The sequence below is a fragment of the Leucobacter sp. MMO-125 genome (genome assembly GCF_037148395.1).
Taxonomy (GTDB): Bacteria; Actinomycetota; Actinomycetes; order Actinomycetales; family Microbacteriaceae; genus Leucobacter.
Window position 1 is genome coordinate 446,408 of the sequence record NZ_JBBCTL010000004.1, and the last position, 19,079, is coordinate 465,486.

Consider the following 19,079-nt stretch of genomic DNA (forward strand, 5'->3'; position numbering starts at 1 on the left):
GACACGCGACACGCCGCCGGATGACCTTCTTGACACCCTATCGGTGTCACCCCCTACTGTGATGGTTGAGTAAGTGGGCCGGGACACGACACCACGTCGAGTCACCGGCCCTTTGCGTAGGATTGAAACGGCCCCAAACCGAGTGCTACCAACACTCGCCGGGGCCTAACCCCATCACTTGAACCAGCAAGGAAGGGCTGCGATGCAGTCTACAGAACCCGAAACATGGGAAGTCGTCGTCGGATACGAAGGCCTCTACGAAGTCAGCGACACCGGGCGAGTGCGAAACGCTCACGGACGCATCCTGAAGCTGTCTCCCACCTCCAACGGAAAGTACCTGAAGGTCGACTTGAGCAACGCCAGAGGGAAAAGAGCGACAAAGCGGGTGCACCGCCTCGTCGCTGAAGCATTCCTCGGCCCGGCACCAGCCCCCGGGATGACCGACTGCTGCCACAACGACGGGAACGGCCATAACAACGCCGTCTCGAATCTCCGGTGGGATACCCGCGCAGGCAACATCCACGACAAGGATTTGCACGGCACGAATTTCAAGCGCAACGTCACGCACTGCCCCAGGGGGCACGAACTCACGCTGGACAACGTCATTCGCAACGTCTGGGAGAAGAAGCGCCACCGAACTTGCAAAAAGTGCAAGAACGAGCAGAACCAGGCATATCGGGAAGCTTCCCGCGTGAACAGCTGAACGACCTCATTCCTTCCGACCCGCGGTGTGCGTCGGGCAAGGGCGCCCACAGCCCGCGCACACCGTCGGATAACCAAATGGTCACGGAAGCGCGTATGAGGGACACATAGACGACGACCGTCTGCCATTATCTCCTCATGAGCACACCCAATGGCGAGCAGCCAACAAACGCCCAGCCCACCTACGCACCGCCCCAACCGCAGTATGCACCCCCTCAGCCCCCTTCCGCACCAAAGGGCCTCGCGATCACTGCCCTCGTGGTCGGCATCGTCGCATTCCTGCTCGGGCTGGTCCCGGTCCTGGGAATCATCCTCGGTCTCACCGGCGTGGCATTAGGAATCATCGCGCTCGTGAAGAAGCAGCCGAAGGCATTTGCGCTGACCGGCCTCATCCTCGCCGCGTTGGCTCTGATCGCTTCCTCCTTCACCACCGCCGGCCTCGGCGCAGCGGTCGAATCCGTAGCGAAAGACACGGGCACCGCTCAGACAAACGAACCGAGCGACACCGAAGCTTCAGAACCGGCAGCAGAGCCAAAAGCAGAGGAAGAGCCACAACCGGAACCCAAGGAACGACTCACTCTCGACGAGGGATGGACTGTCGCCCCCGACGAGTACGGGTTCTCAACTATCGTCAGCGGCTACGTGTCCAACAACAGCGACAAGGCAATCACGAACTACGTTCAGATCACCTTCGACTCGTATGATGCTGCCGGCGCAAACCTCGGCACTTGCCTTGCTAACACGAACACGATCGATGCCAACGGCAAGTGGAAGTTCGAAGCTCTCTGCCTCGACACCAACGGAGAGATCGCCGAGGTCCGATTCAAGGAGATCACTGGCTTCTAACCATCCACCAACATCATCACTGACTGAGCCCCGGAGCCATCACGGCGTCGGGGCTCAGCCATTCCCGGAGGTGATCGTGGGCACGCAGCAGATCCGCAATGGCCACGGCCACCGCGCGTACCGTCGCAAGCAGGCCGCGCTCAAGCGCCGCACCGCCCGCGACAATCTCCCCTGCGGATGGGGCAGCGACTACGGATGCGGCCAGCCCATCGACACGACCCTCCCCTACACGGATCCGATGTCGTTCACCGCTGACCATCCCACCGCGCTCGCGAACGGCGGCGACCTAGTGAAGCAAGACCTGCATCCGTTTCATCGGAAGTGCAACCGAGACAAGGGCGACGCCGCCCAAGTCGAGATCTGGGAGGCAACGTGAACCCGATCATCCTCGCCGTCAGCATGCATGACGCCGCCGAGTACGCGAAGCAGCGCGGGTGGCGCCACCACGTCACCGTCACGCCCCGCACCTCCTGGGCAGCACGAGGCCGCACCGGCCCCGTCTACGCCACCCCCGCAGTCGCAGACCACCCCGCCTATGACGAGATGCTCGCAGACGCTGCTCCGTGCGCGTACACCGTCGACCGCGACCGCGTCGCTTAACGCGGCCGCGACGGGATAGGAAATCTCCATTCCAACTGGCTGGCGTCACCGGGTCGCTTCCAGCACACAACGATGTCACGCACCCACGGATCCGACATTCGGGACCCGTACATGATCTTGACTGCGCTGCGTGCTCCAATCTTGCCCGGCATCTCCATCCCGATCTGAAGAGCCAACTCCTCCGGGTGTGACGAGATCGCGACGTCCAACGCATCCACAGAACTCGTATTGGTAAGCAGGTAGGTATCGCCGCTCCACCATTCAAAGCTCCACGGTGGTCTATTGAACGCGCTCTCCTGCATCATCACTGACCGCTCATTGATGCGCGCAGCCTCTACCGCGGACTTGTTCGCCTCATCTTGAGCGCGGAGGGAGTCGCCTCTCGCGAACCATGCGACTACGGCTGACGCGACGGCCGCCGCAGTTCCACCCAATGCAACCCAAAGCGCAGCAACTTCCATGTGAGTCACCATACCCACCGACCGGAGAACCCACCATGGCCACCACTCTCGGCATGATCTCGATCAAGCTCCACGCATCCATCTTCAACGGGACACCGTTCGAGATCGGAACCATCGAGATCCCCATCACCGGCGAAGTCATCGCCTCCGACACGAAATCCGGGCGCATCGTCATCGCCGAAGCACTGGAACGCGCAGCCGCAGCGCTCCGCGAAGAACTGAAGAGCATCCCGCACGACCCGCACGCCTGCCCCGAAGGGCGCAGTGCCGCGCAGTGCGTCCTCGACTGCCCAGACGCCTGACCCCCTCCCCCTGAAAAATCCAGATCCATCCCTCCGCTGCCACTCTCCCGCTCGGCCGAGGCAGGAATCCCCCCGTGCGAATTCGTGTGGGGTGCGAATTGAGTTGAGGGGGTGCGATATGGCGCGTCCGAAGGCCCCGTGTGGGACGTACGCGGCGTATCGGCGGCATCTGCGGGAGAAGTCGCCGGTGTGTGATGCGTGTAGGGATGCGAAGCGCGCGAATTCGCGTGAGCGTTCGAACTCGGCGGAGGTTCGGCGGGAGAAGCAGGTCGCTCGCGAAGCCGATAAGGCACCGGTTCCTGTTGATCCGGCGCCGACGACGCCTGAGGGGCACGTTTCCCGACTGGAGACGCTGCGGGAGATGCTCGAGCAGTCGCGGTCGGTGGTTGCCGCGTTGACGACGTCCGATCCGACGCGCGCGTACCTCGCGTTGCGGGAGCAGCGGGAGATCCTGCGGGAGATCTCCGAGATTCAGGGCAATGGCCAGTCGACGAAGGGGGTCACCCTTGAAGACCAGCTTGCTGCTGCCAGGGCAGAGCGGGAGCAGCGAGAAGCTGCTCGGGCTGCAGGAGCCTAGCCTCCTCCGCATCCCGGACCGGGCCGGATCCCGGGTGGGCGAGGCTCTCGACCTCGCTGCGGTCGCCGGCCTCCGCGAGGATCCGTGGCAGGAACTCACGCTCGACGCGATTCTCTCAATCGACGGCTCCGAGCGGTGGGTGTGCACGGAGTTCGGTGTGCTCGTGAGCCGGCAGAACGGCAAGGGCAACATCATCTTGCCGTTTGAGCTCGCGCACCTGTTCCTGTGGCCGAAGGCTGACGGGGAGCCGAAGACGATCCTGCACTCCGCGCACGAGGTAAAGACCGCCATCGAGGCCTTCCGGCGCCTGAAGCGGGTCATCACCTCGTCGCCTCTGCTCATGGGTGAGCTGCTCGGTGGTGAGCGTGGCATCAAGGACAACAACCAGTGGCGCGGCTTCGAGCTCGCGAACGGCAACCGCCTCATCTTTATGGCCAGGTCACGAAACGCGGGTGTCGGCTTCACCGTCGACGTCCTCGTCGTGGACGAGGCGCAGGAGACCCCGCAACCCGCAATGGATGCGCTGCTGCCGACCATGTCGGCTGTGGACAACACGCAGGCACTCTTCACCGGCACGGTCCCTGACGAGCTGAACAACTCGGAGTACTTCGAAGGGGTGCGCGACCGTGGCCGCGCGGGCACAGACCCGCGCACCGGGTGGGCGGAGTTCAACCCGAAGGGGTCGCACGATCCCGACGTCGCGGCGAAGATCGACATTCGAGATCCCGAGGTGTGGCGGGCCGGGAATCCTGGCCTGGGCTACCGTCCGGGGCTGACTCGGGCGACGATCGAGGACGAGATCTCGCGTCTTGATCCTGAGTCGGTGAAGCGGTTGCGCTTCTCGATCTGGCCGAACCGCCGCGAAGAGGAAGCCGTGCAGCTCTCCGAGCTCGACATCGCGGTGTGGAAGCGCGTCGCGGGCGAATACCCCGTGAAGGGTGACGGCGGCGTGATCGCGGTCGCTGTCGGCCGTGGCGGCGGGTACGCGACGATCTCGAAAGCGATCCGCGTCGACGACGAGCACATTGCGGTCGAGCACCACAAGACCGACCGCAAGGTGCGTTGGGTCGCCGACGAAGTGAAGACCCTCAAGGCAGAGCTTGGGAATGCGCTCGTGGTGGTTGACCCGAAGAACGCGGCGATGATCCTCGCGGACCTCGACCGTGTCGGTGTGAAGTACCTGCCGATGAGTATCGACGAGCTCGCTGCCGCGCACTCGATCTTCATCGAGATGTCGAACGACGGTCTCGTGCTGCACCGAGATCAGGCCGAGGTGACGAAGTCGCTCGAGCTCGCAACGACCCGCGCGATCGGCCGCGCCGGCTTCACGTGGGAGCCGTCCGACCCGACCAAACCGATCTCGCACGCCCAGTCCGTGACGTGGGCGGTGTGGGGCGTCATCAAGTCCGAAGCCTCCCCGAAGAAGCGAACGCCGCCGCCTGCAAGGGCTGCGGTTCTGACCCGCGACAGCATCGCACGAAATGAAGTGGACCTCCGTTCGGCGGGGTTCTGAGAGGAGGCCCGCCTTGGCTGAGATCGGATACCAGGCGGACGCCGGGATGCTCGGTTGGGGAAAGCTCACTGCGGAGACGCACGAGGAGAACCCCGATCTGCAGTGGCCGAAGTCGATCGATGTGTTCGACCGGATGCGCCGCGAGGACCCCCAGGTGAAATCGGTGCTGCGCGCCGTCACGCTCCCGATCATGCGCACCGAGTGGGTTATCGATGGATCAGGCTGCCGACCCGAGGTCGTCGCCCACGTCGCTGGGGACCTCGGTCTGCCAGTGAAGGGCGAGCCGTTCGTCGCTCCGCTGAGAACGAAGGGCCGGTTCTCGTTCAAGGAGTTCTTGCGGCTCGCGCTGCTCGAACTGGTCTACGGCCACAGCTTCTTCGAGCAGGTGTACGACCAGAGCACTGGCGCAACGCATCTCGGCAAGCTCGCGTGGCGTCCCCCTCGGACGATTTCCGACATCGAGGTAGCGAAAGACGGTGGCCTCGTCGCGATCACGCAGCACGGCCGCGATGGGCATAGCGAGGTCAAGATCCCTGTCGATCGCCTCGTCGCGTTCACCAACGAGCGTGAGGGCGCGAACTGGATCGGCGAGTCGCTGCTGCGGTCGGCGTACAAGATGTGGATCCTCAAGGACCGGGTGCTGCGCATCCAGGCGCTCGCCGCAGAGCGGAACGGGCTCGGGCTGCCGGTGTTCACTGCGGCTCCTCCACCGGAGGGAGCTTCTTACGAGGAGATTGCCGCCTGGGCTGAGAAGGAGATCGAGCGCGGGTTGGGCATCGCGAAGAGTGCGCGCGCGGGTGACGCAGCTGGCGCCTCTCTCGCTCACGGTTCGACGCTGCAGTTCGTCGGCGTCACCGGGAAGATCCCAGACCTCGACAAGCCGATCAGGTACTACGACGAGCAGATCGCTCGCGCGGTGCTCGCGCACTTCCTGAACCTCGGCACAGAGACAGGGTCCTGGGCACTGGGGTCGACGTTCGCGAACTTCTTCACGGACTCTCTGAACGCCGTCGCCCAGCACATCGCGGACGTGACCAACCAGCACGTCATCGAGGACATCGTCGACCTGAACTGGGGCACGTCGGAGCCGGCGCCGCGACTGGTACCCGCATCGATCGGTGAGCAGCAGCCAATCACAGCTGAGGCGATCCGGGCACTCATCGAGTGCGGAGCTATCGAGGTCGACGAGCCCCTCGAGGCGTGGCTGCGCGAACGCTTCGGCGCCCCGGTGAAGGACCTCTCGACCGCCAGGCCCCGCGCCGATGCGGCTTCGGCAAGCGGGGGGGGGGGCGAGTTGACAGTAAGAGAAACGGCGCGGTTCGCCGCTGAGACTGCGCAGAAGGTGTACCTCGCAACCGACAAGCCGCCGCTACGGCAAGACGAAGCGCGAGAGATCATCCGCCTCGCTGGCGCGGACCTGACAGGAGACGGCCCCGACGCGAGTCGGATCCCGAACAACGAGCCCGAGGAGGCCGCATGAACCCCTTCCGACATGCTGCACGCGGAGACGCGCAGCGCACACCCATCCGCGCCGAGGCACCGACATCCCGCTCCGACGGGACCGTCGCGACGCTTCGCCTCTACGACCCCATCGACAGCTGGGGCGAGTGGTGGGGCGTCTCAGCGAAGGAGTTCGCCCGCGTCCTCGACGAGCTCCCGGCGGAGACGACCGAGATCCGACTCCTCATCAACTCTCCTGGCGGTGAGGTGATGGAGGGCATCGCGATCATGAATGCGCTCCGCGCCCACTCCGCGCGCGTCGTCGCAGTTGTCGAGGGCATCGCTGCGTCCTCGGCGTCGTTCATCGCCGCGGCGGCCGACGAGCTCGTGATGATGCAGAACACGCAGCTCTACATCCACAATGCGTGGGGCGTCGTCATCGGCGACGCGGCGGACCTGCGGGCGGTCGCCGACGAGCTCGAAAACCACTTCGACCGGAACATCGCGTCGATCTATGCCGCGAAGTCGGGCGACCCGGTCGAGCACTGGCTCGCTGAGATGGACAAGGACCGGTTCCTCACCGCCGAGCAGGCGGTCGCGGAGAAGCTCGCCGACCGGATCGAGGGCGTCGGTGACGCCGAGGCCGCGAAGGCGAAGTTCGACCTGTCTGTGTTCGCGCGATCGGACGGACGCCGCGCCGCCGCGCGCGCGGACTCCCCCAAGCCCCCGAGCTCGTCCGAGCCGGGTGACCCCAACCGAAAGGAGAACGTCGTGGCTTACGACGATCTGACGGCTGGCATTCGAGAGCGGCTCGGCGTGACCGATGCCGAAGCCTCCGACGAGACGCTGCTCGCAGCGCTCGACGAGGCGCTCGAGGAGCGAGCCGAGACCCCGGCGGCACCGTCCGCCGCCATCCCTGAAGGCGCCGTCGTGATGGACGCCGCCACCCTCGAAGAGCTGCGCCGGAACGCCGCACTCGGCGCGCAGGCTCGCCGCGAGCAGGAGTCCGCCCGACGCGACGCAATCGTCGCCGCGGCGCTCCGCGACGGCCGCATCGCCGCGTCGGCTCGCGACAACTGGCGGGCGCAGCTCGACAAGGACGAGGAAGGCATCGCAGCGCTGCTCGAGTCCTTCCCCAAGAACGCCGTCCCGGTGCAGGAGGTCGGCCACTCCGACACCCTGACCAGCGCCGACGACGCCCTGTACGGCGCCGTGTACGGCTCGACCCACAAGGAGGCCTGAGATGGCTGACTACCTGCCCAAGTTCAAGCCCGGCCAGTCGGTGACCTTCACCGCCTCGGCCGACGTCACCGGCGGGCGACTCGTCGAGGTAACCGGAAACCGCTCGGTCGGGCCGGCGTCCGCAGACTCCGCGAGCGTGGTCGGCGTGGCCGGCTTCGACGCGAAGGCCGGCGAGCGGGTGACCGTGTTCACGCGCGCCGGCGGCGTGCAGCAGCTCACCGCGAGCGGCCCCATCGCGGCTGGCGACAAGGTCTCCTCGGCTGCGGCCGGGAAGGCGCAGACGCTCGGCTCCACCGAGAACCCGATCGGCCTCGCCCTCGAGGCCGCGGCCGCCGACAACGACGTCATCGACGTCCTGTTCATCTGAGAGGAGATGACATGGCCTACACCTACCCCGTGAGCCACCCCTCGGGGACACTCACCCCGGAGCAGCTGCACCTGTTCCTGTCCCGGCCGAACCTCATCGCGCGCCGCGTTGCGGACATCACGAAGATGCGGTTCATCGCCGACTACCTCCTCCAGGGGCGCTTCGACGCCACCGGCGGGGGCATCTTCTACGAGACCGGAGAGCCCGTCGACGCCGGCGCCGATCCCGAGTCCATCGCACCGCTCGGCGAGTACCCGCTCGTCGTGCTCGACGAGGGCGAGGTCGTCTCCGCGAAGACCGACAAGTGGGGCCTGGACACGATCGTCTCCGACGAGAAGATCGCCCGTCAGGGACGCACCCCGGTCGACCGCGGCATCCTCCGCGTCAGCAACTCGATCGTGCGCTACGTCGATTCCGTCGCGATGGCCGTGATCGCTTCGCGAGTCTCGAGCACCTTCAACGCGGGCGACTGGGACACCGCGGGCGCCGCGGTCGAGTCCATCATCACGCTCCAGGCCCAGCGAGAGGAGCTCGGCCTCGGGCTCGAGCTCGACACGGTCGTGCTGCGGCCGGCGCAGTACGCGAAGGTCATCGGCATGCTGATCGACGACAAGGCGCTCCCCCGCGAGTCCGGCGCGACGGCGGTGCAGGGCAACCTCCCGGTGGACGCGCTCGGGCTCACCTGGGCGACCACGCCGCACTTCCAGGGCCCGAACCCGCTCCTGGTGGATCGGGACCAGCTGGGCGGCATGGCCGACGAGAAGCTCAACAGCCCGGGCTACGCCTCGGCCGGCGACTTCGGCGTCGAGGTCAAGAGCATCCGCGACGACGACACTGAGGGCTACAAGCTCCGCGGGCGCCGCGTCACGGTGCCGGTCGTCACCGAGCCCCTCGCAGGCGCCCAGCTCGTCGGGACGGGCCTCTGATGGCCGGCCAGAGCGCCGCCGCGAAGGCGGCCGAAGAGCAGGCGGCAGCCGAGAAGGCAGAGGCCGAGAAGGCTGCCACGGCCAAGGCCGCCGCGGAGAAGGCGGAGGCCGACAAGGCTGCGGTGAGGCCGTCGTCGGCAAAGCCCACCACTCCGAAGGTACCGGCCCTCGTCGTGACCGCCCCGGTCGCGGTTCTCCCGCTCGCCGCTGGCGGAGAGCGGTACGTCTACCGCGGGACCCCCGTCGGCGACGAGTTCACCAAGGAGGGCGTCAAGCACGCCCAGGCTGTCGGCCTCGTCGGCAAGCCGAAGAAGTAAGAGAGACAGGGGGCGTTGACGTGATCACGCACGACATGATCGGCACCGATGAAGACCTCGCACGCGAGGTGCTCATCGTCGCTCGCGGCATCGCCCCCTGCATCTCCTCGTTCGCTGCAGGCAGTGAGGAGCAGAAGGACGCGCTCGCTATCCTTCGCCGCGTCTACACCGACATCCAAAAGCGCGGCCCGAGGTTCGTAAAGTCGCAGCGAATCGGGCCGGCGTCCGTAGATTACGGCTCGATCAGTTCCGCGTTCGATGGTGATCCGAGCCGTGCACTGCGGGCGCTCTGCTCGAACATGAACGGTCGTGGGCTGTCGGTAGGCAGCTTCCCGAAGGAGCGGCCAGTGTCTCGGCTTTGGCCGGAGTCGTACCGATGAGTTACCCGCACGGAGAGACGGTAGTCAGGCTTCGACGCGCGGAGGAGTACGACGAGTACTCGGCAACAGTGATGATCGGGAACTGGGATGAGCCGGACGAACTAGTGCTCGAGGGCGCTTTCGTGGCATCCTCCTCGACTTCGGCCAGGCGCGATGCTGCACGCGCGGAGCTGCTCGAGGAGAAGAGTCTCTATTTGGACGACCCACACGCCGATGTGCAGGCGCAGGACAGGATCCGCGCGGGTGGCGTGATCTACCTGATCGACGGCATGCCGAGCGCGGACACGAACCCGTGGACGGGATGGCAGCCGATCCGTGAGATACCACTACGAAGGGACACCGGCTGATGGAGTTTCAGAACGGCTACTTCGAGGGACTGCTGCGCTCGGCGCCGGTCCGCGCGGTCGTCGATGAGGCCACGGAGCGAGTTGCTGCGAAAGCGAGATCGGCCGCTCCGGAGGACGGCGGCGACTACAAGAACAAGATCACGACCGGCGGCAAGATGCAGGAACGCTATGTCGGCGTCGTGACGGCGAACGCGCGGCACTCCATGAAGGTCGAGGCTCGCACCGGGAATCTGGCGCGCGCGGTGAGGAGCTCGGGCCGTGGCCGGTGAACTCCTCGACCCCGACGTCGAACGCTTCCTCACGGGCGAGATCCGCACTCGACTTACTGCTCTCGCTGGCGCCGAGTTTCCCGCAGCGCGCGGGCATGTCTCAAACCGCCGGTGGGTCCCGCCTGCCGCGACGCCGAGCACGCCGCCGCCTGCGTGGCAGGTGATCGTCCGCGATGACGGTATCAACGACGTCGACCTGTCGCTCGGTGACGCGGGAATCGGGATCGTCTGTCTCGCGGGCTCTCAGGACAACCCGGGCCCGGCGATCCGCCTCGCGAAGCTCGTGAAGGCGATCGTGAAAGCGTCGCCGCGACCAGGACCTTCCTCCCCCGTCGCGGCTGTAATCGACTTCCATGGCCCCTACCCAGTGTCGGAGGACTCGCAGTACGAGCAGCGGTACATGACGTGCTCGCTCGCGGTCGTTTCCGAACCGCTCTAGACCTGATTGGAGGACCGTATGTCGGTCATGATCATCCATCCGCAGGGCGCTGTGCGCGAGATCCGCGAGGACGAGGTGGCGGCACATCTCGCGCTCGGGTGGGACGTTCTCGCGAGATCTGAGCCCGCACCTGCTGAACCGTCGATGTCGTGGCGGCGCGACGACATCGCAGAGTATGCGCGCGCTCACGGCATCGAGGTCGAGGAACGCGCCACCAAGCGGGACATCCTCGAAGCGCTCGGCATCCACGCTCCGATCGTCGGCGGCGAGGAATAAACCCACCACCCATCAAACCATCATCCATTTGCCCCTGGCGCTGCCGGGGGCTTTCTCATTGAAGGAGAAGAACCATGGCAGCAGATGCCGAAGGCAACGACATCGGTCTCGTCGGGATCCCTATCACAGGGTTTCTCGCATGGGCGCCGATCGGTACCGCAATCCCGGCGAAGTCGGAGGGTGCGGAGCTCGATCTCGAACTCGCCGCCGCGTTCGCGAAGGTCGGCCTGATCAAGCAGGACGGCGGCTTCGACTGGACCGGCGAGGCTTCGGGTGACGCGATCGAGTTCTGGCAGGAAGGCTACTCGGTCCCCACCGGCCTCGCGAACGTCACCATCGCCGCGACTCTCGCCGAGCACAAGGCGAAGAACCAGGAACTCCTCTACGGGGAGGCTCCGGACGCCGACGGTGCCGCCGACATCGAAGAGGCGTCGAACGACAAGCGGGTCGTTCTGTTCTCGCATGAGGTGTTCAAGAGCGGCTGGATCCGTCGTCGGGCGATGCCGAACGTCGGCGTGCAGCTCGTGAAGCTCGACAAGTCCGAGCGCGGCAGCGTGCAGGGCCAGGCTGTCACGTTCAAGGTCGACCGATCGGGGGTGGTGGGCAACCGCCACTACCGGCAGTGGATCATCCCGCCGGCGCCGGTCACCCCGTAACAGGCCCCGGGGCAGCGCTCGGTGGGTGCGCTGCCCCGGCTACTCCCCTACCCACCGCTCACCCACCACACGAAGGAAACCATCATGACCGAGAATCCGACCCCCGACGCCGTTGACGAGACCGCCGAGCCCCTCGAGGAGGATCTGCTCAACGTCGACGAGTACGAGATCCCCGTCGCCGAGGACGACAGCGACGATCGCTTCCCCTGCTTCATCGCGGGGTCGACGCTGATCGTTCGCCTCGAAGATCCAGGCGAGCTCCGGCTCCCCCTCAAGCTCTCCTACAACCAGATCCAGGACCTGAAGTCGCGCACGCAGTCCGATGCCGATGAGCTTGACCAGCTCCTCGTGCTGCTCGAGATCATCGGCGACGAGGAGATGGTCGAGACGCTGAAGGGCATCGATATGGCCGACGCGATCGCGGTCTCGTTGCTGTTCTTCCGCGCGTGGAAGCAGCGGACGCAGGTGTCGCTGGGAAAATTGCGGCGCTCGCCGCGACGGTAAAGACCTATCGCGCCGAGCTTGCCTTCGACTTCCGGCACGAGTTCGGGGTGCCCCTCTCTGATATCGGGGAGGGCATCCCATGGCCAGAAGCGATCGACCTGATCGATGAGCTCGGGAATCATCCGGGCTCGCACTACTGGTCGGCCCTGAACGGCATGGCATCGCCGACGACTTACGGCGAGATCGCATCGATCCTCCACGCGACTCGAATGATCAACCTCTACCGACCGGACGGGGCTGAGCCCGTGCAGTTGCCGAGCCCGTTCCCCGAGCGTGGCTCGCCTGAGGCTGATGTCACTCCGGAGGAGCGCGACGAACTCGTGGAGTACGCGCGCGCCACTGCACCGTTCTCGCTCGAAGACTGAGAGGAGGCCCACTGTGGCGACTCAGGTAGGTGTCGGTGAGGTCGCGATCGTTCCGACGATCAAGGGATTCCGCCGTGCGGTGGGGTCCGAGGTGGATGCGACCACGAAGGAAGCCAAGGGCACCTTCGAGAGAGGATTCGCCTCCGCAGGCACCAAGGCGGGCGCCGACTCCGGCAAGGGATTCCATGCCGCGTTCGGTAGCGAGACGAAAAACACTGTCGAGCAGCTCACGAAGAGCATGCGCGCAGATGTGGCGAAGGCCGCACGCGAGGTGTCGCAGGCACGCCTCAAGGAACAAGACGCTGCCGGCAAGGTGCGCCTTGCCGAGGTCCAGCTCGCCGAAGCCCGCAAGAAGTACGCTACTGATTCGTCGCAGGTAGTTCGCGCTGAGGAGCGTCTGCAGGCCGCGCAGCGCACGCTCTCGGCCAGGCAGGAAGACACGAAGTCTTCGACCGACAAGCTGAGCACTGCGCAGTCGCGCCTCGCGGATGCGACCGACAAGGCGGAGCGCGAGCTCAAGCAGGTCGAGAACGCAGCAGACGGCGCTCAGGGCGGCTTTGGTGAGCTGACACGCTCAGCTGACCGAGCGGGGACTGAACTCAGCTCGGTCGGCGACTCAGGTGGCAAGAAGTTCTCTGGCGGCATCGCCTCCGGGATCGGCAAGGCTGCCCCTCTGATCCTTGGGGCCGTCGCAGCGCTCGGCATCGCGTCGATGGTGAGCAACGCGATCGACACCGCAGTGTCGTCGGTCATCAACTACGTGAAGGACTCGGTCAGCGCCGCGTCGAGCCTCGAGCAGTCGATGGGCGCAGTCGACGCGATCTTCAAGGAGAACGCGGAGACCATCAAGGCGTGGTCGGCCGAGTCTGCCCAGTCTGTAGGCCTCTCGCAGGTCAAGTATCAGGAGTTCGCGACGGTTGTCGGTGCGCAGCTCAAGAACATGGGTCTCCCCATGGGCGACGTGATATCGCAGACCGGGAACCTCATTTCCCTCGGAGCCGATCTGTCCGCCCAATTCGGCGGAGAAACTTCGGATGCGGTGGATGCTCTGTCGTCCGCGCTTCGTGGGGAGCGAGATCCGATCGAGCGCTATGGCGTTTCGATCAAGCAGGCGGACATCAACGCTCGCCTCGCTGCGAAAGGCCTGAACGAACTCGAAGGCGACGCTCTCAAGGCTGCGGAGGCCAACGAGACGCTCGCGATGATCTATGAGCAAACCGCAGATGCCTCGGGCACTTTCGCCCGTGAGTCGGACACGCTCGCCGGTCAGCAGCAGCGCCTCACCGCTGAGTGGGAGAACGCTCAGGCGAAGCTCGGCACATCGCTCATGCCGACCCTGACGGAACTCGCGAAGATCGCGAACGACGAGCTCGTGCCCGTCCTGAACGAAGTCATCGACCAAGTTGGGCCCGAACTTGGCGACGCCGTGAAGGAAGCTGCGCCCTCCCTGATCGAACTCGCGAATGCTGTGGCGGAGAATCTGCCAAAGCTGATCGAGATGGGCACTGACGTGCTCCCAATCATCGTCGACGCACTCGAAACCATCACCCCCTTCCTGATGGACGTCGCGGACGCTTGGGGGGTATGGGGTGAACAGATTAGTGCACTGCTCGGCTGGCTCTCCGGCGACTCGACTCTCGCAGAGACCGCGGAGGAACTCAGCGGGATCTCTGGCGCGTCAGGATCAGTGTTCGATGCGATCTCGGCCCTGATCATCTGGTTCAACGACTTCTCGACTACCGTGACCGAGACTGTAGGACCCGTCGTCGCGTGGCTGTCCGAGAAGTGGGGCGAGGTGAATGCCGGGCTCGAATCTGTCCGGCAGTTCTTCGCCGCTATCTGGGAGCAGATCGGTCTTGCCCTCGGCGGGGCGCTGCAGTTCATCGTCGGCCTGATCACCGGCAACATGGACCTCGCCAAGCAGGGACTCGACCAATTCCTCGGCGCGGCCCGGAGTATCTGGCAGAACGTCTCTGGCGCTTTCCGCTCCGGGGTCGACTCCGCAGTGAGTTTCGTGACGGGCCTGCCCGGCAGGATCGTCTCCGCCCTGAGTGGTGCTGGTTCCTGGCTCGTCTCAGTGGGTCGGGACATGGTGCAGGGATTGATCAACGGCGTGAACGACATGGTCTCAAACGCCGTGCGCGCGGTCACCAATCTCGGCAGTTCCATGGTGAGCAAGGTGAAGTCGTTCCTCGGCATTGCTTCCCCGTCGAAGGTGTTCAAGCAGCTTGGTGTGTGGACTGGTGAAGGCCTCGTCATCGGGCTCGACAGCCAGCGCTCGAAGGTTGAGGCATCGAGCGTTGGACTTGCGTCGTCGCTGGCTGATGCTTTCTCAGGTGGGAGTGGGAGTTCCCTGCAGACGAGAGTGTCGGCAGTGATGGATCTTGCGCTCGGCGGCACCCGCCTCGCAGCGGCGGGAGGTGTCCCCGCGTCCGGGGGTGCCGGTGGTGCGTCCACGGTGGTGCAGATCAACGGCCCCGTGTACGGCAACCCCGAACACGTCGCCGAGGAGATCGACAAGAAGCGCCGCCGAGCGGACGCTGTCTATGGGGTGGGAGGTATCCGATGATCCGGCACGAGCTGAGAATGTCGCACCCCCACCAGGCAGGACGCTTTGTCGTGTGGGATCTCACAGAGGCCCGATACCGGATCGAGACGGCAGCGGGTGCAGTCGTCTCGTCCGGTATCGGGCCTCGCGTCGCCACCGGCATCGAAGGTATGGGCGGCCCCGGGATTGACGTTTTCGCGCGTGAGACACCGCGCGGGGCTGGACGGGTGCGTACAGGCACTCGACCTACCGCCCGTTCGGCGTTCCTTCCCGTCGTGTTCAGCCAAACTGGCCAGGACTGGGTGACCGTGCAGCGCCTCTTCTGGGCCTGTCTGTCCCCGGACCGGGAGTCGGCGTGGCGGGTGTACGCGCCCGATGGGTCGTGGCGTGAGCTGCTCGTTTTCCTGGACGAGAACGCTACGGTCTACGCTCACGATCCGACGCAGATCCGACAGATCGTCGGTGTCGCGCTCACCGCCGATAACCCGTTTTGGATGGGGCCGGAGCAGACCGCTGTGACCGCGGTGCAACCTTCCGTAGAACCGTTCTTCGGCGGTTCAAATGCTGCGCCCCCGTTCTACATCGTGCCTGGCGCTCAGGACGGCTCGACTGGGCTGACGGTGGCCGGTGATGTGGAGGCGTGGCCGACGCTCACGATCCTGGGGCCCGCGAGCGCTTTCAGCACGCAGCCGCTGTTCGTGGAGGCTGCCGTGTCGGCCGAGATCCCGGTGTCGGGGTCAGAGCAGCTCGTGATCGACTTCGATCCAACCGCGCAGGCGGCGATGCTCCGCGCGAAGACCGCGACCAGCGGCGGCACCAACGTGACGGCGCAGCTCACCGGGCGCGCGTTCTTCCCGATCGCGCCGACCTTCGAGCCGGACGTGCAGGTGGTACTGCTCACACTGGCCGGCGCGGGCGAGGCGCGACTGACGTACCGGCCGAAGTACTGGAGGGCGATCTGATGGCACTGCTGAACGATTCACTCGAGATCCGGCTGTGCTCTCCCGACTACCAGGAGGACTGGGGTGTGCTCGGTGACCCGATGCACGTCGTGCTCACGAAGATCCGGTCGTCGGCTGACGTGCTGGAGATCGGGGTCGATGCGGACTCCCCGCAGCGCGAGCTGCTGATGCGGGAGATGTGCGGCGTCGTCGTTAAGTTCCGTGGCCGGTGCGAGTTCATCGGGCACGTGTACCAGCGTGCCGGCGGGGTTCGCCCCGACGCGCCGATCACGGTGTACGCACGCAGCGAGGACGAGGTGTTCGATAACACGCTGGCGTGGGTTATGCCGACGCCAGCGGTCTACTCGAACTCTTGGGGCGGCCTGTACTCCTCCGCGAGGATCGAGCCGGAATCGGCAAAGGACACCGCGCAGGCGTTCCCGGATCCGTTTCTAGATCCCGGCCACTACATGTGGTCGTGGCCTTACACGAACGCTGAGCTGTGGGGTTGGAAGCGCGTCCCAACATTCGCGGGCGAGCTGCTATGCCCCCTGCTGATCAACAACCTCAGACGGGTGGGCTACCTCTCTCGCGGCACTCTGTGGAGCGGGACAGAGGAAGTGTTCTCGTCCGGCATCGGGTTCGGCACGTCGAACGGCGCACCCTACGAGGTCGTGAACGCGCAGGCATGGACGTCACCCACTGACGCACCCCCGTGGACGAACGGATTTGACGGGTTCTCGCCCCGATTCCACACGCTGCGGGAGACGCTAGCGGCGTTCCAGGCGTGGGCCGATGCCACCACCGAGCGGAGCTTCAACGTGTTCGCGCGAGGCGAGATCGGCGGCGGCCCATGGAACGTCCGTATCGGGATCGAGCAAGCCCCCACCCCCTACCCGGTGCCGCTGTCGGTCGCAGCCGGGACCGTGATCGACGGCGACTGGTCCATATCCGAGCACACGGGATCACGGGTGATTTTGGGCGGTCCCGGCGAGCAGGAACAGCGCATCTTTCAGGAGCGCCAGCAGGCAAGCAGAGAGCAGAATGGCCGCGTCATCGAGGTCTTCAAGGACGCCACCGGGGCTAAGCTCATGGCGCTCAACCAGCAGGGCTACGAGGACTTCCCGCGCTACTACTTTGTCGATGCGAGCGTGCCGCAAGGGTACAAGGATCGCGCCCGCCGCTACTTCGATCAGCAGGGCGCACGCTATCTCGCTGAGGCTGCACCAGAGACCGAGGTATCGGTAGAGCTGCAAGAGACGAGCGAGATCTACTACGGCGGCGAATCGGGCTACACCCTTGGCCAAATCGTGTCGATTGACCTGGGGTGGATGGTGCTGCGAAAGCGCGTCGAGAAGGTCACCATCGCGCTCTCCCGTGAGGACGGGCTGACGGTCACCCCGCAAGTCGGATCCGAGGTTGCGTCCTCGGACGAGGTGCAGGCGCGCGCGCTGCGCGCGGTCGCCGACCGCCAGCGCAGAGACAACTCAAGCAGATAGGAGCAGGCCAGATGGCTATGACAATCGCGGGCTTCCAGGGCACCGTCTCGGAAACACAGTGGGCGCAGATCATGACCGCCGTGGCTCAGAAGTACACGCTCACCTCCGGGGATCCCGTGCGCTCATCCGGGCGGACGCTGCTCATCGACCCTCGCGCATCGGTGGGCGCCGGGGTGTTGGTCGCGACCGACACCCTCACCTCGGTGACGGTACCGGCACCCGCAACGGGGCAGTGGCATCTGCTCGTGTTGCGCCGCACCTGGGGTGCGTCTCGCTCGGCGCAATACATGCTGATCCCGGGCGCGACAGGACCGAACGCTGCGCAGACCGCGCCACCGACTACGCTTCCTGCCGGTCGGAGCAGTTCGGTGGGAGTCGTTGACGACGAGCCGGTTGCGTGGGTTTACGCGCGGTCCGGCACCACCGAGTTGCAGCTCTGGCAGTTGAGCGAGCGTGTCGTTGAAGGGACGTTCGCGACAGCACTCGCGGGATCGGTCGCGACGGCGTCGGGGTGGTACTACCAGGACCAGACGCAGGTGCTCTTCTCCACTCCGTTCTCTCGCCCGCCCCGGTTGCTCTTTTCCACAGAGACTCCGTGGGGCGCGGTGCAGGTCGACCAGTTGTTCGAGGTCACCGGGGCCGGATTCCGGGTGAGGTCGATCCGCCTCGGTGCGCAACCTTCCCCAACAAAGGGCTCGTTCCGGGCCGTCGGCCCTGTCTAAGGAAGGAATCTGATGGTCACCGAAACAGACCTCGCCGCCTACGTCCAGCGCGTCCGCTACCAGTGGATCGACGTCGACAAGGTGTTCGGCGCGCAGTGCTGGGACCAGTGGTCGCACTACGCGACAAACTTCCTCGGCGTGCCGGCAGGGCCGACGTACACGAATGCCGGCGGTACCGGCCCGCACGCGGGCTGGGCCTGCAACGTCTGGCACCACGTCGACCGCTCCGGCCTCGCGCAGTGGTTCGAGAAGATCCCCGCCGGCCAGCCACTCCGCGCCGGGGACGTCGTGATCTGGGAGTACGGGTCGGCCTGGTATCCGCTCTCGCACATCGCGACCCTGCTCGAGGTGCTCGCGAACGGGATGCTGCGCTGTCTCACCCAGAACCCGGGCGCGGTGCAGATCGCGGACCTCATCCCGCGGGGTGTGCTCGGCGCGCTCCGCCCGAAGGCGCTCACCGTAGGCACCTTCCACGCTTCCAAGACGCCGGCGCTCGCCGCGTCTCAGAAAGTCGCGGCGCTCGCGCGTGCGCGACGACGAAAGGACGACCCCATGCACTACATCGTGCTCACCGAAGGCGCACGCCAGGACGGCTCTGCCGCGTACGCGATCTACCGTCCAGGAGTGAAGGGCTCCTGGGAGGAGTTCGACACCAACAGCGTCCGAGGAATGGCCGCGAACGCGTTGGCCTCCCAGTTCGGGCAGCCGATGGAGGTCACGCTTGCGCGCTGGCTTGAGCTCAAGGCGAAGTACGCATGATGCCAACAACTGCGGTCCTCTTCATCGGTCTCGGCCTCGCGCTTGCGGGTGCCGGGGCCACGCTCGGAGCGCACCTGGTCC

At 65.7% G+C, this 19,079-nt stretch carries 25 protein-coding genes; all 25 read left to right on the forward strand.

Annotation, left to right across the window (positions count from 1 at the left end):
- The first annotated feature begins 202 nt into the window (after positions 1–202).
- Complete coding sequence (locus WFI54_RS12170) at positions 203–703, forward strand: NUMOD4 domain-containing protein (RefSeq protein WP_336653065.1); 501 nt, start codon at positions 203–205, stop codon at positions 701–703.
- Between the two features lie 257 nt (positions 704–960).
- Entirely contained in the window at positions 961–1,548 is a 588-nt protein-coding gene (locus WFI54_RS12175; protein WP_336653066.1) for an FxLYD domain-containing protein, read from the forward strand.
- Positions 1,549–1,624: 76 nt separating this feature from the next.
- Positions 1,625–1,924, forward strand: coding sequence for an HNH endonuclease (locus WFI54_RS12180; RefSeq protein ID WP_336653067.1), 300 nt, complete (start codon positions 1,625–1,627; stop codon positions 1,922–1,924).
- Positions 1,921–2,148: a hypothetical protein gene (locus tag WFI54_RS12185; protein WP_336653068.1), complete on the forward strand. Its 228-nt coding sequence runs from the start codon at positions 1,921–1,923 to the stop codon at positions 2,146–2,148. The genes WFI54_RS12180 and WFI54_RS12185 overlap by 4 nt, the downstream gene beginning before the upstream one ends.
- A gap of 496 nt (positions 2,149–2,644) precedes the next feature.
- Positions 2,645–2,911 carry a hypothetical protein gene (locus WFI54_RS12190; RefSeq protein ID WP_336653069.1) on the forward strand — a complete coding sequence of 89 codons (267 nt, stop codon included), beginning with the start codon at positions 2,645–2,647 and terminating at the stop codon, positions 2,909–2,911.
- Between the two features lie 361 nt (positions 2,912–3,272).
- Positions 3,273–3,488, forward strand: coding sequence for a hypothetical protein (locus WFI54_RS12195; protein ID WP_336653070.1), 216 nt, complete (start codon positions 3,273–3,275; stop codon positions 3,486–3,488).
- A 34-nt stretch (positions 3,489–3,522) separates the two neighbouring features.
- A complete protein-coding gene (locus tag WFI54_RS12200) occupies positions 3,523–5,001 on the forward strand; it encodes a hypothetical protein (RefSeq protein ID WP_336653071.1) in 1,479 nt (492 codons plus the stop codon).
- Between the two features lie 13 nt (positions 5,002–5,014).
- Positions 5,015–6,481 (forward strand): phage portal protein family protein, encoded by a 1,467-nt coding sequence (locus WFI54_RS12205; protein ID WP_336653072.1) that lies wholly within the window; start codon positions 5,015–5,017, stop codon positions 6,479–6,481.
- Positions 6,478–7,683: a head maturation protease, ClpP-related gene (locus WFI54_RS12210; protein WP_336653073.1), complete on the forward strand. Its 1,206-nt coding sequence runs from the start codon at positions 6,478–6,480 to the stop codon at positions 7,681–7,683. Before WFI54_RS12205 ends, WFI54_RS12210 begins: the two co-directional genes overlap by 4 nt.
- 1 nt (position 7,684) lies before the next feature.
- Positions 7,685–8,050: a DUF2190 family protein gene (locus WFI54_RS12215; RefSeq protein ID WP_336653074.1), complete on the forward strand. Its 366-nt coding sequence runs from the start codon at positions 7,685–7,687 to the stop codon at positions 8,048–8,050.
- An 11-nt stretch (positions 8,051–8,061) separates the two neighbouring features.
- Positions 8,062–8,976 (forward strand): phage major capsid protein, encoded by a 915-nt coding sequence (locus WFI54_RS12220; protein WP_336653075.1) that lies wholly within the window; start codon positions 8,062–8,064, stop codon positions 8,974–8,976.
- Complete coding sequence (locus WFI54_RS12225) at positions 8,976–9,293, forward strand: hypothetical protein (RefSeq protein ID WP_336653076.1); 318 nt, start codon at positions 8,976–8,978, stop codon at positions 9,291–9,293. Before WFI54_RS12220 ends, WFI54_RS12225 begins: the two co-directional genes overlap by 1 nt.
- Before the next feature lie 20 nt (positions 9,294–9,313).
- Positions 9,314–9,673, forward strand: coding sequence for a hypothetical protein (locus WFI54_RS12230; protein ID WP_336653077.1), 360 nt, complete (start codon positions 9,314–9,316; stop codon positions 9,671–9,673).
- Positions 9,670–10,020 carry a hypothetical protein gene (locus WFI54_RS12235; RefSeq protein WP_336653078.1) on the forward strand — a complete coding sequence of 117 codons (351 nt, stop codon included), beginning with the start codon at positions 9,670–9,672 and terminating at the stop codon, positions 10,018–10,020. The genes WFI54_RS12230 and WFI54_RS12235 overlap by 4 nt, the downstream gene beginning before the upstream one ends.
- Entirely contained in the window at positions 10,020–10,289 is a 270-nt protein-coding gene (locus WFI54_RS12240; RefSeq protein ID WP_336653079.1) for an HK97 gp10 family phage protein, read from the forward strand. The genes WFI54_RS12235 and WFI54_RS12240 overlap by 1 nt, the downstream gene beginning before the upstream one ends.
- Positions 10,279–10,728: a hypothetical protein gene (locus tag WFI54_RS12245; RefSeq protein WP_336653080.1), complete on the forward strand. Its 450-nt coding sequence runs from the start codon at positions 10,279–10,281 to the stop codon at positions 10,726–10,728. The genes WFI54_RS12240 and WFI54_RS12245 overlap by 11 nt, the downstream gene beginning before the upstream one ends.
- An 18-nt stretch (positions 10,729–10,746) precedes the next feature.
- On the forward strand, positions 10,747–11,004 hold the full coding sequence (locus WFI54_RS12250) for a hypothetical protein (protein WP_336653081.1): 258 nt from the start codon (positions 10,747–10,749) through the stop codon (positions 11,002–11,004).
- A gap of 74 nt (positions 11,005–11,078) precedes the next feature.
- Complete coding sequence (locus WFI54_RS12255) at positions 11,079–11,660, forward strand: hypothetical protein (protein ID WP_128387221.1); 582 nt, start codon at positions 11,079–11,081, stop codon at positions 11,658–11,660.
- Between the two features lie 84 nt (positions 11,661–11,744).
- Positions 11,745–12,164 carry a hypothetical protein gene (locus WFI54_RS12260; RefSeq protein ID WP_336653082.1) on the forward strand — a complete coding sequence of 140 codons (420 nt, stop codon included), beginning with the start codon at positions 11,745–11,747 and terminating at the stop codon, positions 12,162–12,164.
- Positions 12,107–12,529: a hypothetical protein gene (locus WFI54_RS12265; protein WP_336653083.1), complete on the forward strand. Its 423-nt coding sequence runs from the start codon at positions 12,107–12,109 to the stop codon at positions 12,527–12,529. The genes WFI54_RS12260 and WFI54_RS12265 overlap by 58 nt, the downstream gene beginning before the upstream one ends.
- A gap of 13 nt (positions 12,530–12,542) precedes the next feature.
- Positions 12,543–15,098 (forward strand): phage tail protein, encoded by a 2,556-nt coding sequence (locus WFI54_RS12270; RefSeq protein WP_336653084.1) that lies wholly within the window; start codon positions 12,543–12,545, stop codon positions 15,096–15,098.
- A gap of 17 nt (positions 15,099–15,115) precedes the next feature.
- Complete coding sequence (locus WFI54_RS12275; RefSeq protein ID WP_336653085.1) at positions 15,116–16,039, forward strand: hypothetical protein; 924 nt, start codon at positions 15,116–15,118, stop codon at positions 16,037–16,039.
- On the forward strand, positions 16,039–17,517 hold the full coding sequence (locus tag WFI54_RS12280; RefSeq protein ID WP_336653086.1) for a Gp37-like protein: 1,479 nt from the start codon (positions 16,039–16,041) through the stop codon (positions 17,515–17,517). The genes WFI54_RS12275 and WFI54_RS12280 overlap by 1 nt, the downstream gene beginning before the upstream one ends.
- Positions 17,518–17,528: 11 nt before the next feature.
- Entirely contained in the window at positions 17,529–18,239 is a 711-nt protein-coding gene (locus tag WFI54_RS12285) for a hypothetical protein (protein WP_336653087.1), read from the forward strand.
- A 12-nt stretch (positions 18,240–18,251) separates the two neighbouring features.
- The gene (locus tag WFI54_RS12290; RefSeq protein ID WP_336653088.1) at positions 18,252–18,998 is read left to right on the forward strand and encodes a hypothetical protein; all 747 of its coding nucleotides are present in this window, start codon (positions 18,252–18,254) and stop codon (positions 18,996–18,998) included.
- The last annotated feature ends 81 nt before the right edge of the window (positions 18,999–19,079 follow it).

What these genes read in the sequence shown, in the direction of transcription:
- WFI54_RS12170 (WP_336653065.1), top strand. Translation starts at nt 203, where the DNA reads ATGCAGTCTACAGAACCCGAAACATGGGAAGTCGTCGTCGGATACGAA.
- WFI54_RS12190 (WP_336653069.1), top strand. Translation starts at nt 2,645, where the DNA reads ATGGCCACCACTCTCGGCATGATCTCGATCAAGCTCCACGCATCCATC.
- WFI54_RS12195 (WP_336653070.1), top strand. Translation starts at nt 3,273, where the DNA reads ATGCTCGAGCAGTCGCGGTCGGTGGTTGCCGCGTTGACGACGTCCGAT.
- WFI54_RS12210 (WP_336653073.1), top strand. Translation starts at nt 6,478, where the DNA reads ATGAACCCCTTCCGACATGCTGCACGCGGAGACGCGCAGCGCACACCC.
- WFI54_RS12215 (WP_336653074.1), top strand. Translation starts at nt 7,685, where the DNA reads ATGGCTGACTACCTGCCCAAGTTCAAGCCCGGCCAGTCGGTGACCTTC.
- WFI54_RS12220 (WP_336653075.1), top strand. Translation starts at nt 8,062, where the DNA reads ATGGCCTACACCTACCCCGTGAGCCACCCCTCGGGGACACTCACCCCG.
- WFI54_RS12225 (WP_336653076.1), top strand. Translation starts at nt 8,976, where the DNA reads ATGGCCGGCCAGAGCGCCGCCGCGAAGGCGGCCGAAGAGCAGGCGGCA.
- WFI54_RS12235 (WP_336653078.1), top strand. Translation starts at nt 9,670, where the DNA reads ATGAGTTACCCGCACGGAGAGACGGTAGTCAGGCTTCGACGCGCGGAG.
- WFI54_RS12240 (WP_336653079.1), top strand. Translation starts at nt 10,020, where the DNA reads ATGGAGTTTCAGAACGGCTACTTCGAGGGACTGCTGCGCTCGGCGCCG.
- WFI54_RS12250 (WP_336653081.1), top strand. Translation starts at nt 10,747, where the DNA reads ATGTCGGTCATGATCATCCATCCGCAGGGCGCTGTGCGCGAGATCCGC.
- WFI54_RS12255 (WP_128387221.1), top strand. Translation starts at nt 11,079, where the DNA reads ATGGCAGCAGATGCCGAAGGCAACGACATCGGTCTCGTCGGGATCCCT.
- WFI54_RS12260 (WP_336653082.1), top strand. Translation starts at nt 11,745, where the DNA reads ATGACCGAGAATCCGACCCCCGACGCCGTTGACGAGACCGCCGAGCCC.
- WFI54_RS12275 (WP_336653085.1), top strand. Translation starts at nt 15,116, where the DNA reads ATGTCGCACCCCCACCAGGCAGGACGCTTTGTCGTGTGGGATCTCACA.
- WFI54_RS12280 (WP_336653086.1), top strand. Translation starts at nt 16,039, where the DNA reads ATGGCACTGCTGAACGATTCACTCGAGATCCGGCTGTGCTCTCCCGAC.
- WFI54_RS12285 (WP_336653087.1), top strand. Translation starts at nt 17,529, where the DNA reads ATGGCTATGACAATCGCGGGCTTCCAGGGCACCGTCTCGGAAACACAG.
- WFI54_RS12290 (WP_336653088.1), top strand. Translation starts at nt 18,252, where the DNA reads ATGGTCACCGAAACAGACCTCGCCGCCTACGTCCAGCGCGTCCGCTAC.